At 64.3% G+C, this 25,398-nt stretch carries 22 protein-coding genes; 10 read left to right on the top strand and 12 right to left on the bottom strand.

Annotated elements, in window-relative coordinates; translation table 11 throughout:
• Positions 1-51 precede the first annotated feature (51 nt).
• From A3AS_RS0128785 to A3AS_RS0128770, 4 genes are all read right to left on the bottom strand, one after another.
• A complete protein-coding gene (locus tag A3AS_RS0128785) occupies positions 52-1,254 on the bottom strand; it encodes an ABC transporter substrate-binding protein (RefSeq protein ID WP_018320971.1) in 1,203 nt (400 codons plus the stop codon).
• A 79-nt stretch (positions 1,255-1,333) separates the two neighbouring features.
• Positions 1,334-1,918: an amino acid synthesis family protein gene (locus A3AS_RS0128780; RefSeq protein WP_018320970.1), complete on the bottom strand. Its 585-nt coding sequence runs from the start codon at positions 1,916-1,918 to the stop codon at positions 1,334-1,336.
• Positions 1,919-1,933: 15 nt separating this feature from the next.
• A complete protein-coding gene (locus A3AS_RS0128775; protein WP_018320969.1) occupies positions 1,934-2,830 on the bottom strand; it encodes a UPF0280 family protein in 897 nt (298 codons plus the stop codon).
• Complete coding sequence (locus tag A3AS_RS0128770) at positions 2,827-4,284, bottom strand: hypothetical protein (RefSeq protein ID WP_018320968.1); 1,458 nt, start codon at positions 4,282-4,284, stop codon at positions 2,827-2,829. Before A3AS_RS0128770 ends, A3AS_RS0128775 begins: the two co-directional genes overlap by 4 nt.
• Before the next feature lie 251 nt (positions 4,285-4,535).
• Between A3AS_RS0128770 and A3AS_RS0128765 the strand changes: the two genes are divergently transcribed.
• Both A3AS_RS0128765 and A3AS_RS0128760 read left to right on the top strand, forming a co-directional pair.
• Positions 4,536-5,018 (top strand): (2Fe-2S)-binding protein, encoded by a 483-nt coding sequence (locus A3AS_RS0128765; RefSeq protein ID WP_018320967.1) that lies wholly within the window; start codon positions 4,536-4,538, stop codon positions 5,016-5,018.
• Positions 5,018-8,539 carry a molybdopterin cofactor-binding domain-containing protein gene (locus A3AS_RS0128760; RefSeq protein ID WP_018320966.1) on the top strand — a complete coding sequence of 1,174 codons (3,522 nt, stop codon included), beginning with the start codon at positions 5,018-5,020 and terminating at the stop codon, positions 8,537-8,539. The genes A3AS_RS0128765 and A3AS_RS0128760 overlap by 1 nt, the downstream gene beginning before the upstream one ends.
• Here the strand turns inward: A3AS_RS0128760 and A3AS_RS0128755 are convergent.
• Positions 8,536-9,504, bottom strand: a complete 969-nt coding sequence (locus A3AS_RS0128755) for a catechol 2,3-dioxygenase (RefSeq protein ID WP_018320965.1) — start codon at positions 9,502-9,504, stop codon at positions 8,536-8,538. The genes A3AS_RS0128760 and A3AS_RS0128755 overlap by 4 nt on opposite strands.
• A gap of 417 nt (positions 9,505-9,921) precedes the next feature.
• Between A3AS_RS0128755 and A3AS_RS0128750 the strand changes: the two genes are divergently transcribed.
• Positions 9,922-11,661 carry an ATP-binding protein gene (locus A3AS_RS0128750; RefSeq protein ID WP_026202466.1) on the top strand — a complete coding sequence of 580 codons (1,740 nt, stop codon included), beginning with the start codon at positions 9,922-9,924 and terminating at the stop codon, positions 11,659-11,661.
• Between the two features lie 291 nt (positions 11,662-11,952).
• Entirely contained in the window at positions 11,953-12,468 is a 516-nt protein-coding gene (locus tag A3AS_RS0128745; RefSeq protein ID WP_018320963.1) for an MgtC/SapB family protein, read from the top strand.
• A gap of 217 nt (positions 12,469-12,685) precedes the next feature.
• Here A3AS_RS0128745 and A3AS_RS0128740 read toward each other — a convergent pair whose 3' ends face one another.
• The 5 genes from A3AS_RS0128740 to A3AS_RS48545 all read right to left on the bottom strand — a co-directional run bounded on the left by A3AS_RS0128740 (position 12,686) and on the right by A3AS_RS48545 (position 19,440).
• Positions 12,686-13,831 (bottom strand): PepSY domain-containing protein, encoded by a 1,146-nt coding sequence (locus A3AS_RS0128740; RefSeq protein ID WP_018320961.1) that lies wholly within the window; start codon positions 13,829-13,831, stop codon positions 12,686-12,688.
• A 5-nt stretch (positions 13,832-13,836) separates the two neighbouring features.
• Positions 13,837-15,906, bottom strand: a complete 2,070-nt coding sequence (locus A3AS_RS0128735; RefSeq protein WP_245283307.1) for a TonB-dependent siderophore receptor — start codon at positions 15,904-15,906, stop codon at positions 13,837-13,839.
• A gap of 452 nt (positions 15,907-16,358) precedes the next feature.
• Positions 16,359-18,935, bottom strand: coding sequence for an HAD-IC family P-type ATPase (locus A3AS_RS0128725; protein ID WP_018320959.1), 2,577 nt, complete (start codon positions 18,933-18,935; stop codon positions 16,359-16,361).
• Positions 18,932-19,099, bottom strand: a complete 168-nt coding sequence (locus A3AS_RS48550; RefSeq protein WP_198293736.1) for a hypothetical protein — start codon at positions 19,097-19,099, stop codon at positions 18,932-18,934. The genes A3AS_RS0128725 and A3AS_RS48550 overlap by 4 nt, the downstream gene beginning before the upstream one ends.
• Before the next feature lie 197 nt (positions 19,100-19,296).
• The gene (locus A3AS_RS48545; protein WP_198293735.1) at positions 19,297-19,440 is read right to left on the bottom strand and encodes a hypothetical protein; all 144 of its coding nucleotides are present in this window, start codon (positions 19,438-19,440) and stop codon (positions 19,297-19,299) included.
• Between the two features lie 267 nt (positions 19,441-19,707).
• Between A3AS_RS48545 and A3AS_RS48540 the strand changes: the two genes are divergently transcribed.
• A complete protein-coding gene (locus A3AS_RS48540; protein ID WP_018320956.1) occupies positions 19,708-19,863 on the top strand; it encodes a hypothetical protein in 156 nt (51 codons plus the stop codon).
• 24 nt (positions 19,864-19,887) lie between these two features.
• Here A3AS_RS48540 and A3AS_RS0128705 read toward each other — a convergent pair whose 3' ends face one another.
• Both A3AS_RS0128705 and A3AS_RS0128700 read right to left on the bottom strand, forming a co-directional pair.
• A complete protein-coding gene (locus A3AS_RS0128705; RefSeq protein ID WP_157644418.1) occupies positions 19,888-20,586 on the bottom strand; it encodes a hypothetical protein in 699 nt (232 codons plus the stop codon).
• 11 nt (positions 20,587-20,597) lie between these two features.
• Positions 20,598-21,227, bottom strand: a complete 630-nt coding sequence (locus A3AS_RS0128700; RefSeq protein ID WP_018320954.1) for a ParB-like protein — start codon at positions 21,225-21,227, stop codon at positions 20,598-20,600.
• A 338-nt stretch (positions 21,228-21,565) separates the two neighbouring features.
• On the opposite strand from A3AS_RS0128700, the gene A3AS_RS0128695 reads away from it, so the two are divergent.
• The 5 genes from A3AS_RS0128695 (at position 21,566) to A3AS_RS0128675 (ending at position 25,397) form a co-directional block, all read left to right on the top strand.
• Positions 21,566-21,907, top strand: coding sequence for a hypothetical protein (locus tag A3AS_RS0128695; RefSeq protein WP_018320952.1), 342 nt, complete (start codon positions 21,566-21,568; stop codon positions 21,905-21,907).
• 223 nt (positions 21,908-22,130) lie between these two features.
• Complete coding sequence (locus A3AS_RS0128690; protein ID WP_007592476.1) at positions 22,131-22,418, top strand: acyl carrier protein; 288 nt, start codon at positions 22,131-22,133, stop codon at positions 22,416-22,418.
• Between the two features lie 10 nt (positions 22,419-22,428).
• Positions 22,429-22,899, top strand: coding sequence for a 3-hydroxyacyl-ACP dehydratase FabZ family protein (locus A3AS_RS0128685; protein WP_018320951.1), 471 nt, complete (start codon positions 22,429-22,431; stop codon positions 22,897-22,899).
• On the top strand, positions 22,896-24,101 hold the full coding sequence (locus tag A3AS_RS0128680) for a beta-ketoacyl-ACP synthase (RefSeq protein ID WP_018320950.1): 1,206 nt from the start codon (positions 22,896-22,898) through the stop codon (positions 24,099-24,101). The genes A3AS_RS0128685 and A3AS_RS0128680 overlap by 4 nt, the downstream gene beginning before the upstream one ends.
• Before the next feature lie 18 nt (positions 24,102-24,119).
• Positions 24,120-25,397 (top strand): beta-ketoacyl-ACP synthase, encoded by a 1,278-nt coding sequence (locus A3AS_RS0128675; RefSeq protein ID WP_018320949.1) that lies wholly within the window; start codon positions 24,120-24,122, stop codon positions 25,395-25,397.
• Position 25,398: the final 1 nt, after the last annotated feature.

Below are 25,398 nucleotides of genomic sequence, written 5' to 3'. Positions count from 1 at the left end.
CCCCTCACCCCGACGCTCTCCCCGCAAGCGGGGCGAGGGAGAAGGAAGACATCAATCCTTCGGACGCAGCTTCTCGACTTCGGCATCGCTGGGCAGATAGTCCGCGCCCTTCTTGTAAGCCGAATCCACCATCACGCCCTTGCCGTCCTTCAGTGCGGTCTTGCCGACGAAAGCACCGAGCGTCGACTGATGGTCGATCTTGCGGAACGTGATCTCGCCGAATGGCGATGGCATCGACAAGCCCTCCGCGGCAGCGATCAGCTTCTCCGGATCGGTCGAGCCCGCCTTCGCCAGGATCGCGGCGGCCGCCTTGATGGTCTGGTAGCCGACGATGGAGCCGAGGCGCGGATAGTCGTTGTACTTGGCCTGGTACGCCTTCAGGAACGCGTCATGCTCGGGCGTCTTGATCGAGTACCAGGGATACCCGGTGACGATCCAGCCCTCGGGCGTCTCATCCTTGAGCGGATCGAGATATTCCGGCTCGCCGGTCAGGAACGAGACGACCTCGCGGCCCTTGAACAGGCCGCGGGTGTTGCCTTCGCGCACGAGCTTGACGAGGTCGGCGCCGAAGGTGACGTTGAGGATCGCTTCGGGATTGGCGGCAGCAACGGCCTGCACCACGGGGCCCGCGTCGATCTTGCCCTGCGGCGGCCACTGCTCGTCGACCCACTGGATGTCAGGGCGCTTCTCCGACATCAGCTTCTTGAACACGGCAACGGCGGACTGGCCATACTCATAGTTTGGCGCGATCGTCGCCCAGCGCTTGGCCGGCAGCTTTGCGGCTGCTTCCACCAGCATCGCCGCCTGCATGTAGTTCGAGGGACGCAGGCGGAAGGTGTACTTGTTACCCTTGGACCAGGTCACGGCATCCGTCAGCGGCTCGGCCGCGAGGAAGAACACCTTCTTCTGGTTGGCGAAGTCACTGACGGCAAGGCCGATGTTCGACAGGAACGTACCCGTCAGCATCGCGACACCCTCGCTCGACACCAACTCGTTCGCCGCGGTCTGCGCGTCCGCCGGCTTGCCGCCGTCGTCCTTGGAGATCACAACGAGCTTCTTGCCATTGATACCGCCGGCCGCGTTGATCTCTTCGACCGCGAGCTGCCAGCCCTTGCGATAGGGCTCGGTGAACGCCGGCAGCAGCGAATAGCTGTTGATCTCGCCGATCTTGATGTCCTGCGCCAGGGCCGAATGAGCCATGCCGCCCGCCAGAAGCGCGAAGGCCGCGCCGACGAAGTAATTTCTTGCTCGCATCCCAACCTCCAGTTTTGAACTCTTTACGTCTTCTGCGTGATCTCATCCGAGAGGCTGTGCCCGCCTCCCGCTTCGAGCCCTATCTCAGACCGTCCTCGCCCTTCACTTCCGCAACCGTGAGCCCGCCGACGCGCGGTAGCGGCCGGCCGCTGTCGGTAACGGCGACCGCGACCATGATCTCGTTGGCACGCGGCGCGTCGTTGATCTGCACTTCCATGCCGTCGAAATGGCTGCGCACGAACGCGGCATCCTTGTGCCCCAGCGGGATGTCGAGCGTCGTGCCCGGCCCGCTGCGCTTCTTCGACGACGGGATCAGGGCCGCGCCCTTGCTCAGCACCTTACGAACCGGCGCGCCCATCTTGGGGTGGAGGATCGCGGCGGCATGTTCCAGCTCACCGTTCTCGCCGACGGCGGCGGCCTTGCCATAGCTCTGCGCCTTCGCACCATCGATGCCGAGCGCCGCCACGGCGCGCTTCGACAGCAGCTCGCCCAGCTCCTCGCCGATTGCGATCAGCGGCGAGAGATCCTCGACATACTGTCCGGCAAAGGGATTTTCGATGACTGCGATCGCCGCGGCACGCCGGGTCGGCGGCGAGACCTGGCGGCCCATCTCCATCTGCGTCTCTTCGACGACGGTGACGATCTTGCGGATGATCGCGCTCATGTTTCGCTTCCCCGTTCAGGCACAGACCGCGTTCTCCAACACAAGCGGGCGCGTTCGTTGCTCTTCTATATCCTTAGGTCCGATGACAAGCATATCACCACAAAGCCGCACCACGGCACCCTCGATCAATCCACGATCGAACAATTGGCGTGCACATTCCGCGCCAGATTCGAGCGCGACGGCGATCTCGTTCTGCGACAACTCGCCGACGTCGCGCGTCACGAGACGCTCGCCGAGATCGCTGTCGGGCTGCAGCTCGCTTGCAGGCGTCCGGATGATGGAGGGATGCCCGGGCAGATCGACAGCGTTGCCGATGATCGTGGCCGCCGCATCGGCCTGCGACGCCGTTGCCGCCAGCACCGTCACGGCATCGGCAATGCCGAGCGAAAAGCTGCGACCGTGGCGTCCGCTGGTCGCAATGCCCCGCACGGGGTCATCCGCATCAACCCTCATCGTCCGCATCACGCCAGCGCGATCGGGGCGGTCCATCAGGCCGACCGAAAAATGCTCGCCCTTGCCGAGATGAAGCGCGATATCGCCGCCATTGTTGACATAGGCCTGATTCAGCGTCGCAGCGCCTAGCATGGCGCCCAGGATCTCCTCCGCCACGCTACCGGCAACAGCCGCCATCGGCGTGATGAAGCAATCGGAGGCATAGGGTGCGACAGCGGCATGCATCCGGCGGGCCACCACGCCCGTCAGCGAAGTCCGATTCCCGGCGGCCGTGCGCAGCTCCGGCAATTCGGCGCAGAGCTCGTCGAGCAGTCCGGTGAAGCGGCGCACAGCCGCCTCATAGGCTGCACGCACATCGTCCGTGCGCCCCCTCGCCTCAACGACCAGATCAATCGGTCCATCCTGCAAATGCAGCCGCCGGCCATCAGACAGCAATGCGATTTGCGGGAGCCGCGTCATGCCCGAGGTCCCGGGATCGGGTTCTGCCAGGGCAGCTGGCGGACATCGTCGCCGTTCTGGACCTCGGAGAGCGGCTTCACGTAATCCATGTGCCCGCCGAGCGCGGCATAGTCGGACAGCTTCATCGTGAACTCGATCGGCGCAACCAGCGCCGGCGTCGGCACGTAGCCGAACGCGCCCGCCGGCATCTGCGTCACGTCGACCATGTAGGTGATGCCGCCCCCCGGCCAGACATAGACCGGTGCACCGCCGCTGGTGACGCGCGTCAGCGCGTCCTTCACCGAGCGCGTCAGCCGCACCGGATTGTCGGTGACACCGGCACGCAGCGAGCCGCCGGCACCGGCCATGAACAGCACCGTGCACAGCGCCGGCTCGCAATTCTCCTGGATGCGCTCGACCGAGAATTTCAGATCATCCGGCATCTCGGTCTCGACCGGCTTCAGGGCCTCGTCAAGCACGTAGTAAGACGAATGCTCGCCGGTCGTGGAGACCATCAGCATCGAGAGACCCGGTTTTGCCTCCTTGGCATCGAACGGCCCGAGGATGGCGAGCGGATCGGAGATGTTGGTGCCACCCCACCCCGTGCCGGGATCTGCGACCTGGAAATAGCGGCCGGGCGTCGAGCGGCGGCCCTTCATCTTGATGCCGGTGTCGGCGATGTCGAGCAGCTTGCCGGCCTGATGCTCCGAGAGCACGCCGGTGATGTGGTCGTCGACCACGACGACTTCGTCGACCTTGCCGTGCCATTGCTTGGCGAACATGCCGATCGTCGCCGAGCCGCAGCCGACGCGCATGCGCTCTTCTTTCATGCCGTTGACGATCGGCGGTTGGCCGGCCTGGACGACGACGCTCGCGCCGCCGTCGATGGTCAGCTCGACCGCCTTGCAATTGGCGAGATCCATCAACGTGTCGCAGGTGACGCGGCCCTCCTTCTTGGAGCCGCCGGTGAGATGATGCACGCCGCCCAGCGACAGCATCTGCGAGCCGTATTCGCTCGTGGTGACATGGCCGACCGCCTCGCCCTGCGCGCGGACGGTTGCGGTCTCAGGCCCGAGATAGCGATCGGTGTCGATCTTCACCTTGATGCCGCAATAGGAGAAAATGCCCTCGGTGACGACAGTCACCATGTCGACGCCGTCGACCTCCGCGGAGACGATGAACGGCGCCGGCTTGTAGTCGGGATAGGTCGTGCCCGCACCGATCGCAGTCACAAAGGTCGAAGGTTCGTGGACGATCTTGCCGTCCCAGTCTTCGGTGCGGCTGAACGGGACCAGCTTGCCGCCATGCGAGACCGTGCGCTCCAGGATCACATGCGGATCGACGCGGACGAGCTTGCCGTCGTGGTTGGCGTAGCGATCGCAGGCGCCCGCCGCGCCCGGCTTGATGTAGCACATCACCGGACAAGCATCGCAGCGGATCTTGTCGATAGCAGCGCTCGTCGTTTCCATCACCATGTCAGAGCCAGCGAGACCGCGGTTATCATTCGTATACGAACGATGGTGCGCGCGCCCCGGATGGCTGTCAAGCGGCGGTGCAGCGCAAAAGATGCGGCTGCTGCATAAAACCTCATTTGCCTATCCGCTCTGTCCACAAAGAAGGCAGTCGCGCTGCAGTGCGGCATGCATGGCTTGCACGTTTGTGTACAAACGGTATCGTCGCGACGTAGATTTTCGCCATGACTTTGGTCGAGCGCTTGGAAACGAGGATGACGCAGACACCGATCCGCCTCACCGTGAACGGGGGGATCCACGAGGTCGCTGCAGCGCCGGAGACGCCGCTGCTCTACGTGCTGCGCAACGATCTCGCGCTCAACGGCCCGAAATATGGATGCGGCCTCGGCGAATGCGGCACCTGCACTGTCCTGATCGATGGGACGGCGGCCCGCTCCTGCGTGATTCCCGTCGGTGGCTGCGCCGGCCGCGACATCGTGACGCTCGAAGGGCTCGGCACGCGCGACAAGCCTGACCTCGTGCAGCAGGCCTTCATCGACGAGCAGGCCGCGCAATGCGGCTATTGCCTCAACGGCATGATCATGACCACCAAGGCGCTGCTCGCGATCAACCCGCGGCCGACCGAACAGGAAGCGCTGGCGGCGCTGCGCTACAATCTCTGCCGCTGCGGCACGCATGTCGAAATCCTGCGCGCCGTGATGCGCGCTTCAGGCCAGCTCACCGAGGCCGTTGATTGATGGCCTCCCCTGCCCCTGATGGAGCTGAGCGCCAATCCGGTTCGCTCGTCGTCGTCCGCACCGTGGATGAACTCACGTCCGAGACTTTCATCCGCATCACCGCGGACGGATCGGTCAGCGCGTATAACGGCCATGTCGATCTCGGCACCGGCATCCGCACCGCGCTCGGCCAGATCGTCGCCGAAGAGCTGGATGTGTCCTTTGCGCGCGTCGTCGTGGTGCTCGGCGACACTGCGGTGGTGCCGAACCAGGGCGCGACGATCGCAAGCGAGACCATCCAGATCACGGCTGTTCCCCTACGCAAGGCCGCGGCGCAAGCCCGTCACTTCCTGATCGCGCGCGCGGCCGAGCGGCTGGAGCTGCCGGCGGCGGGCCTCAGAATCGAGGACGGTCTCGTGCGCGGACATGACAACCGCAGCGTCAGCTACGGCGAATTGATCGGCGACGAGACGATCCGCCTGGAGTTGGCCGACGACGTCACCGTCAAAGCGGTCGGCGATTATGCCATCGTCGGTCAGTCGACGCCGCGCGTCGACCTGCCCGCCAAGGCCACGGGCGAATTGACCTTCGTGCACGATATCCGCGTCCCCGGCATGCTGCACGGCCGCGTGGTGCGACCGCCCTATGCCGGTGTCGATGCCGGGCCGTTCGTCGGCACCAGTCTGATCGCGGTCGATGAAGCGTCAGTACGCGACATTCCTGGCCTCGTGGCTGTGGTGCGCATCGGCGACTTCGTCGGAATCGTCGCCGAACGTGAGGAAAATGCGATCCGCGCGGCGGAGCAGCTTGCAGTCAGCTGGAAGCCGACGCCGGCGTTGACCGATCTTTCCCACGTCGAGACCGCGCTGCGCGCCAATCCATCGACACCGCGCACGCTGATCGACAAGGGCGACGTCGATGCGGCGATATCAGGCGCGGCCAAGCCGATGCAGCGCACTTACGTGTGGCCGTATCAGATGCATGCCTCGATCGGCCCATCCTGCGCCGTCGCGGATTTTCAGGACGGCAATATCCGGGTCTGGTCGGGCACGCAAAATCCGCACGTGTTGCGCAGCGACCTCGCACTGTTGGTCGAGCGTCCCGAGAGCGAGGTCGAGGTGATCCGGCTGGAAGCCGCCGGCTGCTACGGGCGCAACTGCGCCGACGATGTCACTGCCGACGCCTTGCTGCTGTCGCGCGCCGTCGGCCGGCCCGTCCGCGTACAGCTGACACGCGAGCAGGAGCACGCCTGGGAGCCCAAGGGCACCGCGCAGCTCATCGACGTCAATGGCGGCCTGGATGCGAACGGCGGTATCGCAGCGTATGATCTCGCCACGCGTTATCCCTCGAACGCTGCGCCGACGCTGGCGCTGCTGCTCACCGGTCGCATTCCATCCGAGCCCGCCGTGCTGCAGATGGGCGACCGCACGGCGATCCCGCCCTACGATTACGATCACATGCGCGTCGTCGCCCATGACATGCCGCCGATCGTGCGCGCCTCCTGGTTCCGCGGCGTCTCGGCGCTGCCGAACACGTTTGCGCACGAATCCTACATCGACGAAGCCGCAACCGAGGCTGGCGTCGATCCGATCGAATACCGCCTGCGCTACCTCAAGGACCAGCGCGCCGTCGATCTCGTCAATGCGGTCGCCGAACGCGCGGGCTGGACGCCCCGGCCGACGCGCGAAGAGAAAGACGGCGAGATCGTGCACGGGCGCGGCTTTGCCTATGCGCTCTACGTCCACAGCAAGTTTCCCGGCTACGGCGCGGCGTGGTCGGCCTGGATTGCCGACGTCGCGGTGAACAAATCGACCGGCGATGTCAGCGTGACGCGCGTGGTTGCGGGACAGGATTCCGGATTGATGATCAATCCGGACGGCGTCCGCCACCAGATCCACGGCAACGTCATCCAGTCCACCAGCCGCGCGCTGATGGAGGAAGTCTCGTTCGAGCACGGCGCGGTCGCGGCACGGGAATGGGGCGCCTATCCCATCATCCCGTTCCCCGACGTGCCCAAGATCGACGTGCTGATGCTGCCGCGTCAGGACCAGCCGCCGCTCGGCGTCGGCGAATCCGCCTCGGTCCCGAGCGCGGCGGCGATAGCGAACGCGATCTTCGATGCCACTGGCGTGCGCTTTCGCGAGCCGCCCTTTACGCCCGAACGCATCCTGAGGGGATTGCACGGTGAAACTTCGCCCGTGCCGCAGGCCCTGCCCGCGCCCGCCGCGCCGCCGCCATCGCGCATCTGGGAGAATCCGTTCGCCAAACGCGCCGGCATCTTGGCTGCGATTGCTACCGTCTGCACCGCCGCGATCGGCATCGGCGCGGCGCTTCTGCCGGGGCGCGCGATTGCGCCGATCGCCCGGCCCGACGCATCGGTCTATTCCACCGCGACGATCGCACGGGGAGAGCAGCTTGCTGCGCTCGGCAATTGCGCGGAGTGCCACACCAATATCGGCGGCGTACTCAATGCCGGCGGCCGCGCATTGGAGACGCCATTCGGCACGATCTATTCAACCAACATCACGCCCGATGTCGAGACCGGCATCGGCGCCTGGTCCTATCCCGCCTTCGAGCGCGCGATGCGCGATGGCTTGCATCGCGACGGCCGGCAGCTCTATCCCGCCTTCCCCTACACGCATTTTACCAGGACCAGCGAAGCCGACCTTCAGGCGCTCTATGCCTATCTGATGGCGCAGCCTGCATTACGCGCGACGGCGCCGGCGAACACGCTCGCCTTCCCGTTCAACCTGCGCCCGCTGCTCGCGGGTTGGAATGCGCTCTTCCACCAGGCAAAGGAATTCAAGCCCGACCCCACCAAGTCCGAGGCCTGGAATCGCGGCGCCTATCTTGTCGAGGGCCTCGGCCATTGCAGCGGCTGCCACTCGCCGCGCAATGCGCTCGGCGCCGAGCAGCGCAATTCCTATCTCGCCGGCGGCTTTGCGGAGGGCTGGGAGGCGCCGCCGCTGACCTCGCTGTCGCATGCGCCGATCCCATGGAGCGAGGATGAGCTGTTCGCCTATTTGCGCACCGGCCATTCACGCTATCACGGCGTCGCCGCCGGCCCGATGGCACCTGTTGTCAGGGATCTCAAGGCCCTGCCCGACCAGGACATCCGCGCGATGGCGGTCTATCTCAATTCGTTCAACGACGCCGCGGTCGATGCGCCTGCGCTCGCGGTAAAACTCGAAAGCGCGACCCAAGTCACCGTCGCCTCGTCCACCGGCGCGCGGCTCTATCAGGGAGCCTGCGCCGTCTGCCACGAGGTCGGCGGCCTGCCGTTGTTCGGCAGCCGGCCCTCGCTCGCGCTCAACAGCAATCTGCACAGCGCCACATCGGACAATCTCGTGCAGGTGATCCTCCACGGCATCGCCGAGCCCGTGTCGAGCGACCTCGGCTACATGCCGGCGTTCCGGAACAGCATGAGCGACGCACAGGTGGAGGAGCTCGTCAACTTCCTGCGCCAGCAATTCGCGCCGGGCAAGCCGGCATGGTCAGGCGTCCGCGAGACGATCGCGCGGGTGCGCGATTCAATCCACTAACCGTGCTTATTCGCCTCCACCGGCGGCGTGCCGTGGGTGTGGAAGGACTCGATCGTCTTCAGCCCCCACGCCTGGCCCTTCTTGCGCTCCTCCTCGGTCCACACGATCGGCTTCCAGTCCGGCGCGAGGATCAGGCGTGCGCCGGCATTGGCGACTTCGACGCGGTTACCGCCGGGCTCGTAGACGTAGAGGAAGAAGGTCTGCTGGATTGCGTGCTTGTGCGGGCCGGTCTCGATGTGGATGCCATTCTCCAGGAAGATGTCGGCAGCGCGCAGAATTTCTTCGCGGCTGTCGAGCGCGTAGGTGACGTGGTGGAAGCGGCCCGGCACGCCTGAATGGTCGAGCGAATAAGCGAAGTCGTAGCTCTTGTTCGACATCGTCAACCACATCGCAGCTTCCCGGCCGTCATTGAGCACGATCTGCTCGGTGAGGCGGCAGCCGAGGTAATTCTCGAAGAACTCGCGGTTGGCCTTGATGTCGACGGCGAGGCAGTTGAGATGATCGAGCCGGCGGACATTGACGCCGCGCGCGGGAAAGCGCTGCGCCTGGTTCTTCAGTGCGGGTTTCAGCTCGGGCGGCGCCTGATACCATTCGGTCTCGTAATAGAGCTCGACGATGTGACCATCAGGATCGCGGCAGCGGAACGTCGGCCCCTGCCCCATGTCGCCGTCGATCCAGCCGATGTCGAAACCGGAACCCTTGAGCGCGGCGACGCGGCGCTCCAGCGCCTGTTGGCTGCGCGCGCGCAGTGCCATGTGTTCCATGCCCGAAGTCTTCGATGCCGTCAGCTTGAGCGAATAGCGTTCGTAATCGTCCCAGCCGCGCAAGTAGACCGACTCACCCTTCTGGCCGCTGACAGTCATGCCCATGACGTCGACGAAGAATTTCAGGCTCTCATCGGGCTTGGGCGTCAGCAGCTCCATATGGCCGAGATGAGCGAGATCGAGGATCGGTTCGGGTTGCATGCTTTCCTCCGGGGCACAGCTGGCGATCCGCCGACCAGATCGCGTCATCGGACGCAAGCTGCAACGCGCTCATGCGTCCAAGGCGGTCACGAGGCCCCGCCAGCTATTTGTACTAATGTACAAATGATTAGGTCCCGTCAACAAATCAAACACCCCTGGATCGAAGGAGAACGTTCCCCCGAAGGGTGGACTGACTGGCCGGATGGTAAAATGTTCCTTAATTGCCATTCGGCTCCAACGGCCTGAAATAGCGCTGATTTCCCGCCGTTTCCGCCCGCAAGTATGCAATCGGAACAAACCTCCCGGCCGAATTGTCGTGGATTTAACGAAGTGCCCGCGCCTGGCGCTTAACCGTTTGTGCAGCCACGGCCGCGCATAGTCCGGGCAAATCCCTCGCTCTCGCCAGGTTCATTCATCGTGACATCCTTTGGACGCGTGATTTCGGTTCGCGGATCGCTGGCCCGGGTCGGGCTGCTGGCAGAAAGCCAGATGCCGATCTCGGAAGTCCGGGCGACCGTCGGCCGCTTCGTCAGTATTCGCAGCGCCAGCTCGGTCATCGTCGCGATGATCACCGAGGTGTCCTGCGAGAACCTGTCGAGCAGCGACAGTTATATCGCGGTTGCCTCGGTCGACCTGCTCGGCGAGATCCTCAACGCCAGCGACAAGCCGAAATTCCAGCGCGGCGTCACCAACTATCCGACCATCGGCGATTCCGTCGATCTGATTACCAGCCAGGAGCTGCGCACGATCTACGCGCCGACCGGCTCGGACCAGATCAATGTCGGATTCCTCCAGCAGGATCGCTCGGTCGTCGCCTATGTCGATGTCGAGGAAATGCTGTCCAAGCATTTTGCAGTGCTGGGATCGACCGGCGTCGGCAAATCCACCGGCGTGTCGCTCCTGCTCAACGAGATCCTGAAGGCGCGCCCGAACCTGCGCATCTTCCTGCTCGACGTGCACAACGAATATGGCCGCTGCTTCGGCGACCGCGCGCTGGTGCTCAACCCTCGAAACCTGAAGCTGCCGTTCTGGCTGTTCAATTTTGAGGAAATCGTCGACGTGCTGTTCGGCGGCCGCGCCGGCGTGCCGGAGGAGCTCGACATCCTGGCCGAGGTGATCCCGCTCGCCAAGGGCGTCTACACCCAATATCAGAACGCCGACCGCATCGGCCTCAAGCGCATCGATCCCAAGCAGATCGGCTACACCGTCGACACCCCGGTGCCGTACCGCCTGGTCGACCTGATGTCGCTGATCGACGAGCGCATGGGCAAGCTCGAGAACCGCTCCTCGCGCATCATCTATCACAAGTTGATCTCGCGCATCGAAGCGGTGCGCAACGACCCCCGCTACGCCTTCATGTTCGACAACGCCAATGTCGGCGGCGACACCATGGCCGAGGTCATCAGCCATCTGTTCCGCCTGCCGGCGAACGGCAAGCCGATGACGGTGATGCAGCTCGCCGGCTTCCCCGCCGAGGTGATCGATTCCGTCGTCTCGGTGCTGTGCCGCATGGCCTTCGATTTCGGCCTGTGGAGCGACGGAGTCTCGCCCCTGCTGTTCGTCTGCGAGGAAGCGCATCGCTACGCCTCCGCCGACCGCAATATCGGCTTCGGCCCGACCCGCAAGGCGGTGTCGCGAATCGCCAAGGAAGGCCGCAAATACGGCGTCTATCTCGGCCTTATCACCCAGCGGCCGGCCGAGCTCGACGCCACCATCATCTCCCAGTGCAATACGCTGTTCACGATGCGTCTTGCCAACGAGCGCGACCAGGCGCTGCTGCGCGCCGCGGTGTCGGACGCCGCCGCGAACCTGCTCTCCTTCGTGCCCTCGCTCGGCACGCGTGAAGTGCTGGCCTTCGGCGAAGGCGTCGCACTACCGACCCGGTTGCGCTTCAAGGAGGTGCCACCGCACCAATTGCCGCGCGGCGAGGCTACCATCAGCAGCGTGCCTTCGGTCACCTCCGGCCACGACATGCATTTCGTCAGCGCCGTGCTCGAACGCTGGCGCGGCGCCACCTCGCAGCGCGACGTGCCGAACGACCCTGTGTTCTCGGCTCCGCCCGCCAAGACGCTCTCCAATGTCGAGGCCCCGATGCTGCAGCCCTCGATGGGGCTCGATCCGGACCGCTTCTCGCTGCTGAAGAAGCCGCTGCGGTAAGGACTCGCGTGTCCCGGACGCGCTGCAGCGTGAAACGCTGCTGCGCAGAGCCGGGACCCACGCCGCGCACACCCTCCTCTCCGACATTCTGGGCCCCGGCTCAGCAGCGCACTGCAACGGACGATGCTTCGCATCGCCGGGAGCGCCGCGCTGCGTCCGGGGCACGAGACGTAACGACTCCTCTGGAGCCTCTCGCCCGCATCGACTATGTTTTGCCGGTACGAAGCCGGCGTTCTACACATGACGAATCCTCGCTCGAACGCATGGGACGCGTGCCGAAGAAGTGACTAGATGACCGAAATGGACTGGCCCGAAATCCTGCTGCGCCTCGGCACCGCGACGCTCGCCGGTAGCGCGATCGGCTTGAACCGCGACCTGCACGGCAAGCCGATCGGGCTGAAGACGCTCGGCATCGTCGGGCTCTCCACCGCGGCCGTCGTGCTGCTCGCGGTCCAGTTCGCCGAGCCCGGCAAGATCACCGATGCGACGAGCCGTGTGATCCAGGGCATCCTGACCGGCATCGGCTTCCTCGGAGCCGGCGTCATCGTCCACGAGAGCGACCGTTTTCGCGTGCGCGGCCTGACCAGCGCGGCCTGCACCTTCCTCGCCGCCTGTCTCGGCATTGCGTGCGGCGCCGGGCAATGGAAGATCGTCATGGTCGCATTGGCGTTCACTTTCGTGCTGCTCACGATCGGCCGCCGCGTCGAACGCTGGCTGCATCGGATGCTTGGCGGCAAGGATGAGAGACATGACATCGGCCACGATATCGAAGCGCGCGATTTGTCAGAGCCCGATCGACATCCATAGACCTCAGCGCGGTTGATCCGCGCGACGCCAGCAGAAGATGGCCAGAACGACCGGCAGCGACAATGCCAGCCACGAAAGCGCGTCCCAGACACCGTCTCCGACGAGCGCAAGGCCGAGCCCTGCGCCGCAGATGACGCCGACAAGGACAGGCCAGCGGAAGACATCCCATGCGCTTCTGTGGACCCGAGGCTGGTTCCGGGAGGGAATGGCCATAGGACTAGACGCCGACTGCCGCGGTCCGGCCCGCGTCGAGCCGCTTGCGGCGGGCCGGTGACTTTCGCCGCGCCGCCCAGAGATAGATCCCGCTGACGAGAATGATGATCGTGATGATGTCCAGCAGCGCCCAGATGATCTTCAGCGGAAGCCCACCATAGTCGCCGAAATGCAGCGGGCGGGAGACCTGAAGCGTCTTCAGATACCAGGGCACCTCGGGGGCCACGATGGACTTGCCGTCATTGGCGTCGACGAGCATCGGCTGGAGCATGCGCGCCGTGAAGGGCGTCGCGCCCTTGGTCCAGACGACCAGATGCTGCGGGCTGCCGAAGCGTGCCGATGTCGGCATCGTCACCGAGGTGACCAGACGATCCGGAAATCTTGCGCGGACGAGCTCGACGGCAGTCTGAACCGACGGGATCGGAGCCACGGGCTTGCCGAGATGAGGCGCCAGCAAGACCGGGATCAACTGCGCGCGCCACAGGTCGAACAGCGGCGTCGCCAGCGTGTTGATCATGCCGGTGAGACCCACAACCATCGCCCAGGTCACGGTGACGATGCCGAAGAGATTATGGGTATCGAGCCATTTGGCGCGCGGAGACGATCGCCGGCGGATCGTGCCGAAATCGAGCCGCCGCATGAACGGCCAATAGACGACCACACCGGACATGATCGACGCGGCGAACACGAGACCCATCGCGCCGAGAAACAATTCGCCCGGCAGGCCTGCGAACATGTCCTTGTGAATCCGCAACACGAAATCCATGACGCTCTGATGTGGAGCCTCCTCCCCGAGCATTTCGGCCGTCCGCGCATCGAACGTTAGACGATGGAAGTTACCCGGCGCCGGGACAGCGGTCGGAGACACCGCGACCGTCACCAGCGGCTCCGTCTGCTTGAGATTGAGAAGCAGGACGTAGTGCCTCGGAAAGCGCGCTTGAGCCGCAGCGATCATCCGGTCGAGCGAGAGACGCGGCGTTCCCTCCGGCATGGCGGGCGCTGCGATCTCATCCTCGAGCAGATCGTCGATCTCGTCGTGGAAGACCAGCGGAAGCCCGGTCATGCACAGCATCAGCAGGAACAGCATGCACACCAGCGACGTCCAGGTGTGAATGCGCGACCATAGCCGGATCGTGCGTGCCTGAACCATGATCTCTACCAGCGATAGCTGACGGTGCCTGTGATGGTGCGCGGGCTGGTGTATTGGCAGCCGCCGTTCGCCGTGCAGGCAAGCGTGACGCGATCGGCGATGTTCTTCACGTTGAGCGCCAGGTTGACGCCCTTCGGCTGGCGATAATGCAGGCCGGCATCGAACACGACGTAGCCCTCGTTGACGATGGTGTTGGTGATATCAGCGAGGGTCGGCCCATTGTAGCGGACGCCGCCGCCAAGACCCCAGCCGTCCCATGTGCCGCCCTTAACAGTGTAGTCGAGATAGGCCGACGCCATCTGGCGGGCGACCAGCGTCGGCACCTTGCCGAGGTCGGTGCCAGTGCTCTGCGTCGCCTTCACATCCTGGTTGGTGTAGGTCGCCACCAGGTTCAGCCCGGGAATGATCTGCGCCAGCGTCTCGAACTCGAAGCCGCGCGAATTCACCTCGCCGAGTTGGACCGAGAAGCCGAGATGCGATGGATCGCTCGTGAGCGAGTTTTGCCGCGTCAAGTCATACAGCGCCACCGTCATCAACAAGGTCCGCGACGGTTGGTACTTGACGCCGACCTCATGCTGCTGCGCCCTCGTCGGCTTGAACGGGCTGCCCGCAAAGTCCGTGCCCGGCGTCGGCAGAAACGATTCCGAATAGCTGTAGTAAGGCGCCACTCCGGAATCGAACACGTAGGAGACGGCTCCTCGCTTGGTGAAGGCCGTGTCCTTGGTATCGGTGGTCTTGTTGGTCGCCAAGGCGTAGGTGTTCTGTTCCGAGGCGTCGTAACGTCCGCCCAACGTGAAGATCCAGTTCTGGATCTTCATCTGGTCCTGCGCATAGACGCCGACTTGGTCGATCGTCTGGTTCGCTGAGGGAGCAGTGAGCGCAGTCGGAACCGCAATGGCCTGGTCATAGACCGGATTGATCTTGCTCAGCGGCGGTGCAGCTCCGAAATAGGTCCGGTCCGTCATGTTGAAAGTCAGATAGTCGACGCCGGAGACCACCGTATGTTGGAGCGGCCCGGTGCTGAACTTGCTGATCAGGTGGTTGTCGGTCGACAGGGTGTCGATCTGCTCCTGGATACGCATCGAACGTCGCGGAAAAACCGCGGTCGTATCGAGCGGAGTTCCGATGAACGTCAGATACCGATAGTCGAGTTCGGTGTGACCATAACGAGCCTTGGATTCGAAGATCAGGTTGTTGCTGAAGCGGTGCTCGAGCTGGTAGCCGACGCGCTCCTGCTCCTGGTCGAATTTGTTGTAGCTGGGGTCGCCGAGAAACACCGGCAACGCCGTGATGCCTGTGACCTTCCCGCCCGTCACATGGACCATCGACAGCGGAAAGGCATTTCCAGTCACATCGTGCGTGTAGTCGGCGAGAATGGTCAGCGTCGTATCGTTGGTCGGCTTCCAGGTCACGGCCGGAGCGATATAGGTCCGGTTGTCCTTCACGAAATTCGAGAAGTTCGCGATCTGCGCATCGGAATCCCTGAACACGCCGGTCAGCCGATAGAGCAGCGTACCGTCCTTGGTCGCGGGACCGCCGAAATCGAAAGCGCCCTGGAAGCGGTCGTAATTGCCGAACTGGCCGACGATCTCGCCGAAGGCCCGTTCGGGCGGCCGCTTGCTGATGACGTCAACGAGGCCGCCTGGCGCGCCCTGCCCATACATGACCGAGCTCGGTCCCTTGATGACGTCGATGCGTTCGAAGCCGTAGGGCTCGTTGCGGAACAGCGACAAGAAGTTGGGATCGCCGACCTCACGAAGCCCGTCGCGATAGGCACCGTAGCCATTGTTGTCGAAGCCGCGGATGAAGACGTTGTCGAAGCGCGGGTCTTTGCCGCCCGGCTGGATGGCGAGACCTGCGACATACTGCAATCCTTCGACAAGCGTCGTGGCCGAGCGCGCATCGAGCTGATCGCGGCTGACCACCGAAACGGATTGAGGTGTCTCAAGAATAGGTGTGTCGGACTTCATCGCAGCCGAACTGACGACGGGCACAAACCCCTTCACCGGATCCGTACCGCGTTCCACCGCAGCGGAGGCCGGCTGAGAACCGGCCTCGGCAGCCTGTCCTGCCACGTGTGATCGCGCACGTCGGACACTCGCAGATCGCGAGCTGCGCGATGTCGTGACCTTACGCTTGTTCGCGCGGCCTTGCTCGACCACGACGGGCGGAAGATCCGATGCTCCACTCACGCCCTGGGCTTGCGCGTTGCCGCCAAAGGCGATGGCCGGAGGAAGCACGAGAAGACCGCACAACGTCGACACGCATCCGCGCTTCGTTGCGCGTGCGTGAAACACAAATTCCAGCATTCCCAGTCCCCGAATTTACGGGGACGAGCATGCAAAGACTCCGAACGCACAATCAAAGTCTTTCGGACATTCACGTCGTAGAATCTATGTAGACTAGACCTGTTCTAATGAAACGACGTCAGCATCTCGCAGGCGTCTTCCGTTGGCTGCACGAATTCCCGACGCTGAACGAATTCCGCCGCGCGCCGCGATGAGCGATCGACCTGCCGCGTCACGATCTAGAATCGCAAGCGTCGTGCCCATATGGGTTTCAGCAGTTCGAGCACCGTGAGCACCAGCAATCCCGCGCCGAGCGTGACCATCAGATCGTCCAGGTGCAGAGGGCCGAAACGAAACAGACTGGACGCAGGCGGCCAGAACAGGGCCGCGGCGAGAACGAGCGCGATCGACAGGAATATCCAGAGCAAAGCCGGGTTCGGACGGAAGAAGGCTGACAAGAACGACGCGCTGAAGGACCGGTTGACCAGCACCAGCGCGACGATGCAGACGACCAGCGCGATGAAAGCCAGCGTGCGCGCCTCGTCGGGTGAAATACCGGTACGAAGCGCAACGACGAAGATCATGGCGATCAAGGCAAATGCCATGAAGCCTTGAAGGATGCTCCAGCCGACCAAAGCCCACGAGAACAATTCCGCATCGGCACGCCGTGGCGGGCGCGTCATGACATCGCGCTCCTCCCGCTCGGCTTCGAACACGAGCGAGCAGACCGGATCGATGATCAGCTCCAGAAACGCAATGTGAACGGGTCCGAGAATCAGAGGCAGCCCGAAAACCAGCGGAAGCAGGGCGAGCCCCGCGATCGGAACGTGGACGGCGAAAATGAAGGCCATCGCCTTGCGGAGATTGTCGTAGATCCGGCGCCCCAGCCGGATCGATGCGACGATGGAGCCGAAATCGTCGTCGAGCAGGACGATCGAGGATGCCTCGCGGGCGACATCGGTGCCGCGGCCGCCCATCGCGATCCCGATATGGGCCGCCTTCAGGGACGGCGCGTCGTTGACGCCGTCGCCGGTCATCGCGACGATCTCGCCGTTGCGCTTCATCGCCTGAACGATCCGCAGCTTCTGCTCCGGCAGGACCCGCGCGAACACGTTCACGTTCCTGACGAGGGCCTCCAGCCCGCTCTCGTCCGCGAGCCTGATCTGCTCGCCGGTCGTGACCCCATTGACGTCGAGCCCGGCTTGCCCGGCGATCGCCATGGCGGTCGCCGGATAGTCGCCCGTGATCATGACGACGCGGATGCCGGCCGAACGACATTCGGCCACCGCCTCGGGGACGTGCGGACGCAGCGGATCGGCCAACCCGACCAGACCGAGGAAGCGAAACGAAAAACCTTCCTGCGAGCTCGGCAGGATCTCAGCCTCGCAGGTCGCTGCGGCCACGCCGAGCACGCGAAGACCGTCCTTCGCCATCGCCGCGACCGCATCCCGCAGCGCGTCCTGGTCCGCACCGTCCAATTTACAGAGGCGCGCAATCGCTTCGGGAGCACCTTTGGCCGAGGCGAACAATCCCTGGGATGATTGCCAAACCTGGGTCATCGCCAGCAGCTCGGGACGCAGGCCGTAGGTGCGGATCAAGGTTCGAGCACCCGGGAATTCATCACCCTCCGTCAGGCTCGCCTGCGCGAACGCGTGCAGGGCCTTCTCCATTGGATCGAATGGTTGGGGCGAGCTCGCCAGAGCACTGCAACGCGCCAGCTCGAAAAACTCCGCTCCGACGGACGCCGGTTGCGAAGACACGAGGCGCACGCTTGTCCCGTCGCGTAGCCTCAGCTCCGCAACCGACATACGGTTCTGCGTCAGCGTGCCGGTCTTGTCGGTGCACAGCACTGTAGCGGAGCCGAGCACCTCGATCGCGGCCGCGCGCCGCGTCAGCACCCGCGCCTTCGAGATCCGCCAGGCGCCCATGGCCATGAACACCGTGAGGACGACGGCGAACTCCTCAGGCAGCATGGACATGCCGATCGCGATGCCTCCGAGCATCGCCTGCAGCCAATCCCCGCGCAGCGTTCCGTAAAGCAGGACGGCCGCCAGGCTGATCATCGCGCCGCCGAGAAAGCAAAGCCGGACGAGCCGTGCGGTCTGCTGCTGCAGCCGCGGCGGCTCCGGCTGCAAGCCATGCAGCGACAGTCCGATCTTCCCGATCTCGCTGCGAGGGCCGGTGGCCTTGACCTCGGCGAGGCCCTCGCCTCGCACGACCAGCGAGCCCGAATACACGAAAGGCAGGTCATCGCCGCCCGGGCGATGCTCAGCCAGGCCGGCCTTTTCAGTCAAGGAAGCTTTGGCGACCGGCGTCTTGAGGGCCTGCTTGCGAACCGGGAACGATTCTCCGGTCAGCAGGGACTCATCGACCGCCAGATCACGCGCGCTGACGAGCACCGCATCCGCCGGAATCCGATCGCCCTCGGCCAGGACGAGGAGATCGCCGCGGACGACGTCCCGGCCGGCGATGCGCCGGCGCTCCCCGTCCCTGACCACGAGCGCTCGCGGACTGGTCAACTCTCGCAACGCCTCCAGCACGCGCTCGGTGCGGGTTTCCTGCACGATCGTGATCACGACGGAGATGGCGCCGAATGCCAGCAGAAGCAGCGCCTCGCGGAGGTCGCCGAGCAGCAGGTAGACCAGCCCGCCGCACAGAAGGAGGGCGAGCATCGGCTCGCGCAGCACCTCGAGCACGATGCGCAGCGGCGTGCGCCGTTCGGGCCGAGGCAGCTCGTTGTAACCTTCCTGCTGCAGCCGCAGCCCGGCCTCGCTTTCGCTGAGCCCGGGCGAACCGCCGCTTTCTGTCTTGCTCACGTCTTCCGCCGCATGCTCCAGAGACTTCCAGCCCCCACGACGGCTGTCACCAGCAGGACGGCGACGAAGGTCTGGATGATGGTGAAGTTCAGGGCATCTCGCGCGACGAACAGCGCGGTGACCGCGCCGGCGACGACAAAGACGATGCGAAAGATGATGCTCACGGCCGTGCCTCCAGTCTTGCATGACTTGGAGCCCGGGCCCGCGACGTCGGGGCACAACGCTGCTTCTGCAACCATGCAGGCAGACTTTAGCCGGTCGGAGCGACGCAGATTTGCGGCAGGTCAAACCTCACTCGGCCATCGCCGCACCCGGCCGGTCGACGGGTGCGACCTGATGTCCACGTCGGAGTGATCAGCCGCTAGCGCTTCGCCATCAACTCGAGCGCAGGAGCAAAGCGCTCCGCGAACGTCAACGACTTGGCGTGATGAACTGCGGCAAACGATGCCGAAATGCCGACCGAAGCGACCGCGAGCAAAGCAATTGCGAAAACCAGACGGCGCATGTTCGCCTCCTGTGTGAGCTCGACTACCGCATACAGATGGGACAACTCTGTTTCAGGACGGTTTCGTGGGCCCGGAAATTGATTTCACTCAAGCGCCTGTGATGGGATCCGGCTTATCTGGACGCATTCCGTAACCAACTAACAATGGTCGACGTATTTTGCAGAGGAGCGCGGCCGTGTTGGGAATTCTACATCCGCGGACACGATCCTAAGCACTGCGGCGACCAGCAGCATTCGCTGGAATGGGAGTCATCAAGGATTATTCAAATGAAGATCGTGATCCAGAAGCTCAATGGCCTGTGGCACCTCATCGTCGGGGCGAGCCAGATCCGAACGCCCTTCCTGGACACCCAGGACCGCGCGCTGGTGGTCACTTACGCCCGCCGCGCCTATCCCGGCGCCAGGATCTTCCAGCGCGACTGACGGGAGCGCAGGCGCCTATTCCGTTCAGAGGCACGGGGTATATCCGGTCGCCTGGAGCCCCACGATCTTTCCATCTGGATTGGCCGACCATTTCACCGAGACGTGCGTAGATCCGCAGACGAAATTGACCGGCCCGCGGTACTCGTAAGTCATCTCCCGTGAACCCGCAGGGCATGATCCGTAGCGGCGCATCGATCCCGGCCGTATCTCCGGCAACCTGCACAACGGGCGCGGCTGCGCGACGTCCGAAAAACCATCTTTCAGCAAGGATGCTCTCAACACTGCCTCGTCGGTCCCTTCCGGGAACTGCGCATTCAGGGTCGCCGTCATTGGACCATCACGGTCATTCAGAGGCGAGGCAAGCGGCTCCGCCAGGATTCTTGGAGGCGCCCAGTTGTAGCTGAGGAATAGATTCAGCGCATATCCGGTGATGGCGAAGAACAGCGAATAGAGCGCTATGGTCCGTATCCAGAGAGACGTCTCCGCTGAGACGGCCGGCAGGCGCAAGCTCAATCCGCCGCACGCCAATCCGAACGACGCAATGATGAGCAGGATCGCAACTGGCACCAAGTATGGATAGCTGGCCAGCCAGCACACCAGAACGACGGCCAGCAAGCTCCAGCCCAGCGCCCGCCCATCCCGACGGAGAAGGGCAATGAGCGGCGCGATTGCCGCCATCATCGTGAAGATGAAAACGCCCTGCTGAGGCATCACAGCACGCAATGCCCGCTGCCCTAATCATCGTCCTCCGGACCGCACCAGCCGGGCAGGTAAATCGCATCCTTGCTCTTGGCCGCCGACATCGCCTTCTCGATGGCCTTGTCGAAATCAGCCTCCACCGCCTTGCGCGAGACTTTTCGGCGCAGGAAATCAGCCCACAGGAATTCGGAGAACGGCGTGGTGTCCTTGGCGAAGCCGCCCAGGCGGCGCAATTCGCCGGCAAGGCTGCGGAACGGATCGTCCTTGAGATCGGCAACCGATTTCGGCAGGTCGCGGAACTGTCGCCGTTCGCCCTTGGCGTCGTAAGGATAGACCCAACGCTTGTTGTCCATCACGCCCCAGAAAGCCTCGCGCTCGACCATGCGGAGGTCGCCGACGATGGTCACCAGCACCTCCTTGACGCCTTCGTCGTGCAGTGCGCGGCCGAGATGATGATGGTCGATCACATAGTACCGCGCGTCGGGGCCGTAGACGACGGGGATCATGTGCTTGCCGAGAAGATCGGCCTGCTTCTTCTTGTCATGCTCGCGCCAGCGCTTGCGCTTCTCCTTGACCTCGCGCATGCCGACCGTCATCTGCGTCGGTCGGAGCGACAGGATCGGGACCGGGTGCACTCTCGGCTCACGCGCGTTGATCGTGGTCATGGTCGAAGGCCCCTCGCATGGATGCAACTGACGGTTCAGGTTCCCCGACTATGACATGGGCCTTGCGGCGGCAAAACGTGTTCGGAAGGACGCGGAGATCACAAGCCGATGTAGAGGGGAACGAAGGCGTGAAGTCCTTGGCCCTTGCTACCTCCGTTGTTGCAACGCAACCCTTGCATCCCTGCCGCCGACACGACGGCCGGTTCCGCGGTCGCTCCCCACCGTCCATGCACAAATAGTGCGAGCGCACAAATGCACGCTGGCATTGCGAAGATTTTCTGCAACACGTTCATCCCGTGTGCTATCTAAAATCGCTGCTTCGGAGTGATCCCCGCCCCATGACTACCCAGCGGCCCATAAGCTCTGACGACGAGCACCGGGTGCTCCAGTTCAGGCCGCGCACCTCGCCTTCCCCGACGGTCCACCGCGGTAGCGGCACCGTGCAGCCGTTGCGAGTCGCCCCCGAACCACTCGACCTGTCGCGCTACGAGAAGCCCCGCGCCGAGCCGGACGATTTCCGCCATCGCATGCTCGCCAACATCGCGGCGCTGGCCTTTACCATCGCGCTGACCGCAATCGGAATTTGGCTCGCGGTCAGCATCGCCGACCTTCGCCGGACCCAGGATTGCGTGCTGATGGGCCGTCGCGACTGCGTCAAGATCACGACGCCACATATCTAGGCCCGCCTCGCCCCGGCCCCGGCGGGCAAGGGACTCCCGCGGGGCATCCCCAGCCCTCTCTCGCCGCCTGCCCGGCTCCATTGAACTCAGGGCGGCGCTCCGATATACGGGCTTTCGACCCGGCCAGAGGGGGGTTTGAGGGCGTCATCAGGGGCGCGATGCCCACCCACCGTGCCACTCTGGATAATCTGACAAATATCCGCAATATATCAAAGGCTTAGTGATGTCTTCCACATTCGATCAGGTCGCCACGATCATCGCTGAAACCTGCGACATCCCGCGCGACACGATCACGCCGGATAGTCATGCCATTGACGATCTCGGCATCGACAGCCTCGATTTCCTCGATATCGCGTTTGCGATCGACAAGCAGTTCGGCATCAAGCTCCCGCTGGAAAAGTGGACCCAGGAGGTCAACGACGGCAAGGCGACCACCGAGCAGTATTTCGTGCTGAAGAATCTGTGCGCCCGCATCGACGAATTGGTTGCGGCCAAGGGCGCGAGCGCCTAAGCGCGCGGTCATGCAACTCGAATACTTCCACATGATCGATCGCATCGTCGACCTCAAGGTCGACGAGAAGACGATCGTCGTCGAAGCGCAGGTCCCGCAGGAGAGCACCATCTTCGAGGGGCACTTCCCGGGTTACCCCTTGATGCCCGGCGTGCTCCTGATCGAATCGATGGCGCAGGCCTCGGGCTGGCTTCAGCTCGGCGTGTTCAAGTTCGAGCGCATGCCGATCCTTGCCGCCGTGAAGGAAGCCAAGGTCCGCGGCTCGGTCTTCCCCGGCGATCTCATGAGCATCGAGGCGAGCCTCGTCCATGAAGGCTCCGGCTATGCCATGACCGAAGCCAAGATCAGGGTCGGCGGCAAGCTGCGCGCGAATTCGGCGCTGACCTTCACGCTGATCCCCTTCCCCAATGCGGATATGCGCGGCTACATGACGAAAGTCGCCGAGCGCGTCGGCTTTCCGCAACAGGCCGTATCGCCATGACTGACACTGCTTCGAAGCCCGGCCAGACCGAAGTCTGGATCACCGGCATTGGACTCGCGACCTCGCTCGGCGAGGGCCTGGACGCCAACTGGGCCGCGCTTGCCGAGAAGCGCATCAATGTCGACGAGAAGGGCTTTGCGCCCTACGTCGTGCATCCCTTGACGCCTGTTAGCTTCGACAGCCAGATCCCGAAGAAGGGCGACCAGCGCCAGATGGAAGCCTGGCAGCGCATCGGCACCTACGCCGCCGGCCTTGCGCTCGATTCCGCCGGGATCAAGGGCAACAAGGACATCCTGTCGAAGATCGACATGGTGGTGGCCGCCGGCGGTGGCGAGCGCGATCTCAACGTCGACACCGGCGTCTTGACGGCCGAGGCCAAGGGGGCGAACGCGCCCGGCTTCCTCAACGAGCGCCTGATGAGCGATCTCAGGCCGACGCTGTTCCTGGCGCAGCTCTCCAACCTGCTCGCAGGCAACATCGCCATCGTGCACGGACTTGGCGGCACCTCGCGCACTTTCATGGGCGAAGAGGTCGCCGGCGCCGATGCCGCCCGCATCGCGCTTGCGCGCATCGCCTCGGGCGAGAGCGACATCGCGCTGGTCGGCGGCTCGCACAATGGCGAGCGCAAGGATTTGCTCGTCCTCTACGAATTCGGCGATTTCAACCTCAAGGACAAGTTCGCTCCGGTCTGGGCGCGCAAGGACCACGCCGGCTTCGCGCTGGGGTCTGCCGGCGCCTTCCTGGTGCTGGAGTCGAAAGCGCATGCGCAAGCGCGCGGCGCAAAGCCGTTCGCAAGACTGTCGAGCGTGGTCGCCGACCTCGCCCGGCGCAAGCAGCCCGGCGACATGGCCGCGACGCTGGAGCAGCTGTGGGCCAAGCTGCCCAGGCGCGAAGGCAAGGGCGCGATCATCTCAGGCGCGACCGGTGCAGAGCCCGCGACAAGCGAAGAGCGCGACTTCCTGAAAGGCCATGCCGACTTCCCGGTGCGTTCGACCGGCACGATGTTCGGCCACACCATGGAGACGCAATTCCCGCTCGGCATCGCGCTCGCCGCGCTGTCGATCTCGCGCGGTGCGCTGTTCCCGCCGAACGATTCCACCGGGACCGAGATTGAAATGCAGGGAGCGCCCACCCAGATTGTGGTGGTGGGAGCCGGACACTGGCGCGGCGAAGGCATGGCGCTGGTCGAGGCAGTTAGCTAGCTCACCCGGGGGATCGACATGACTGCACCACGCGACAAACTCGGGCGCCCCGTCGTCGTCGTCACCGGCATGGGAATCATGACCTCGCTCGGTGCCGGCAAGGCCGACAATTGGGCCAAGCTCGTCGCCGGCGAATCCGGCATCCGCACCATCACGCGCTTTCCGGTCGACGGCCTGAAGACCACGATGGCCGGCACCGTCGATTTCGTCAGCGTCGATCCGTTCTCCTCCACCGGCCTGTCCGAGCGGATGGCTGAGCTCGTGACGGAGGAAGCGCTCGAGCAGGCGGGCATCGGCGCCAAGGCCGATTTCCCGGGGCCCCTCTTCCTCGCGGTTGCGCCGGTCGAGGTCGAATGGCCGCAGCGCCGCGAGCTCGGCCGCGCCGTCGGCGCGCTCGACTTCAACTATGACGATCTCTTGCGTATCTCCGGCGGCGGCAAGTACAGCGCCTATCATCACCGCTTCATGTTCGGCTCGGTAGCCGCACATCTCGCCGAGACCTTCGGCACCAAGGGCTCGCCGATCTCGCTGTCGACGGCCTGCGCGTCCGGAGCCACCTCGATCCAGCTCGGCGTCGAGGCGATCCGCCGCGGCGAGACCGACGCTGCGCTGTGCGTTGCGACCGACGGCACCGTGAATCCGGAAGCCCTGGTACGCTTCTCGCTGCTTTCGGCGCTGTCGACCCAGAACGATCCGCCGCAAGCCGCCTCCCGCCCCTTCTCCAAGAACCGCGACGGCTTCGTCATGGCCGAAGGCGCCGGCGCGCTCGTGCTGGAAAGCTTTGAGGCCGCCACCGCGCGCGGCGCGAAGATCCTCGGCGTGATCGCCGGCTGCGGCGAGCTCACCGATTCCTTCCATCGCACCCGCTCTTCGCCCGACGGCAAGCCGATCATCGGCTGCATGAACAAGACGCTGGCCGATGCCGGCATGACGCCGGACCAGATCGACCACATCAACGCGCACGGCACCGCGACGCCCGAGAACGACAAGATGGAGTTCAACACGACATCGGCCGTGTTCGGCGAGCTCGCGCAGAAGATTCCGGTGACGTCCAACAAGTCGATGGTCGGCCACACCATCTCGGCGGCCGGCGCGGTGGAGGCGATCTTCTCGCTGCTGACGCTCGAGCATCAGCGCATCCCGCCGACGATCAACTACGAGACGCCGGATCCCACGATCCTGTTCAACGTCGTCGGCAACAAGGCGCGCGACGCCCGCGTCACCGCGGTGATGTCGAACTCGTTCGGCTTCGGCGGCCAGAACGCCTCGCTGATCCTGACCCGCGAACCGGCCTGAC

Source organism: Bradyrhizobium sp. WSM2793 (assembly GCF_000379585.1).
Lineage (GTDB): Bacteria > Pseudomonadota > Alphaproteobacteria > Rhizobiales > Xanthobacteraceae > Bradyrhizobium.
This window is presented reverse-complemented; position numbering and strand designations above follow the sequence as displayed.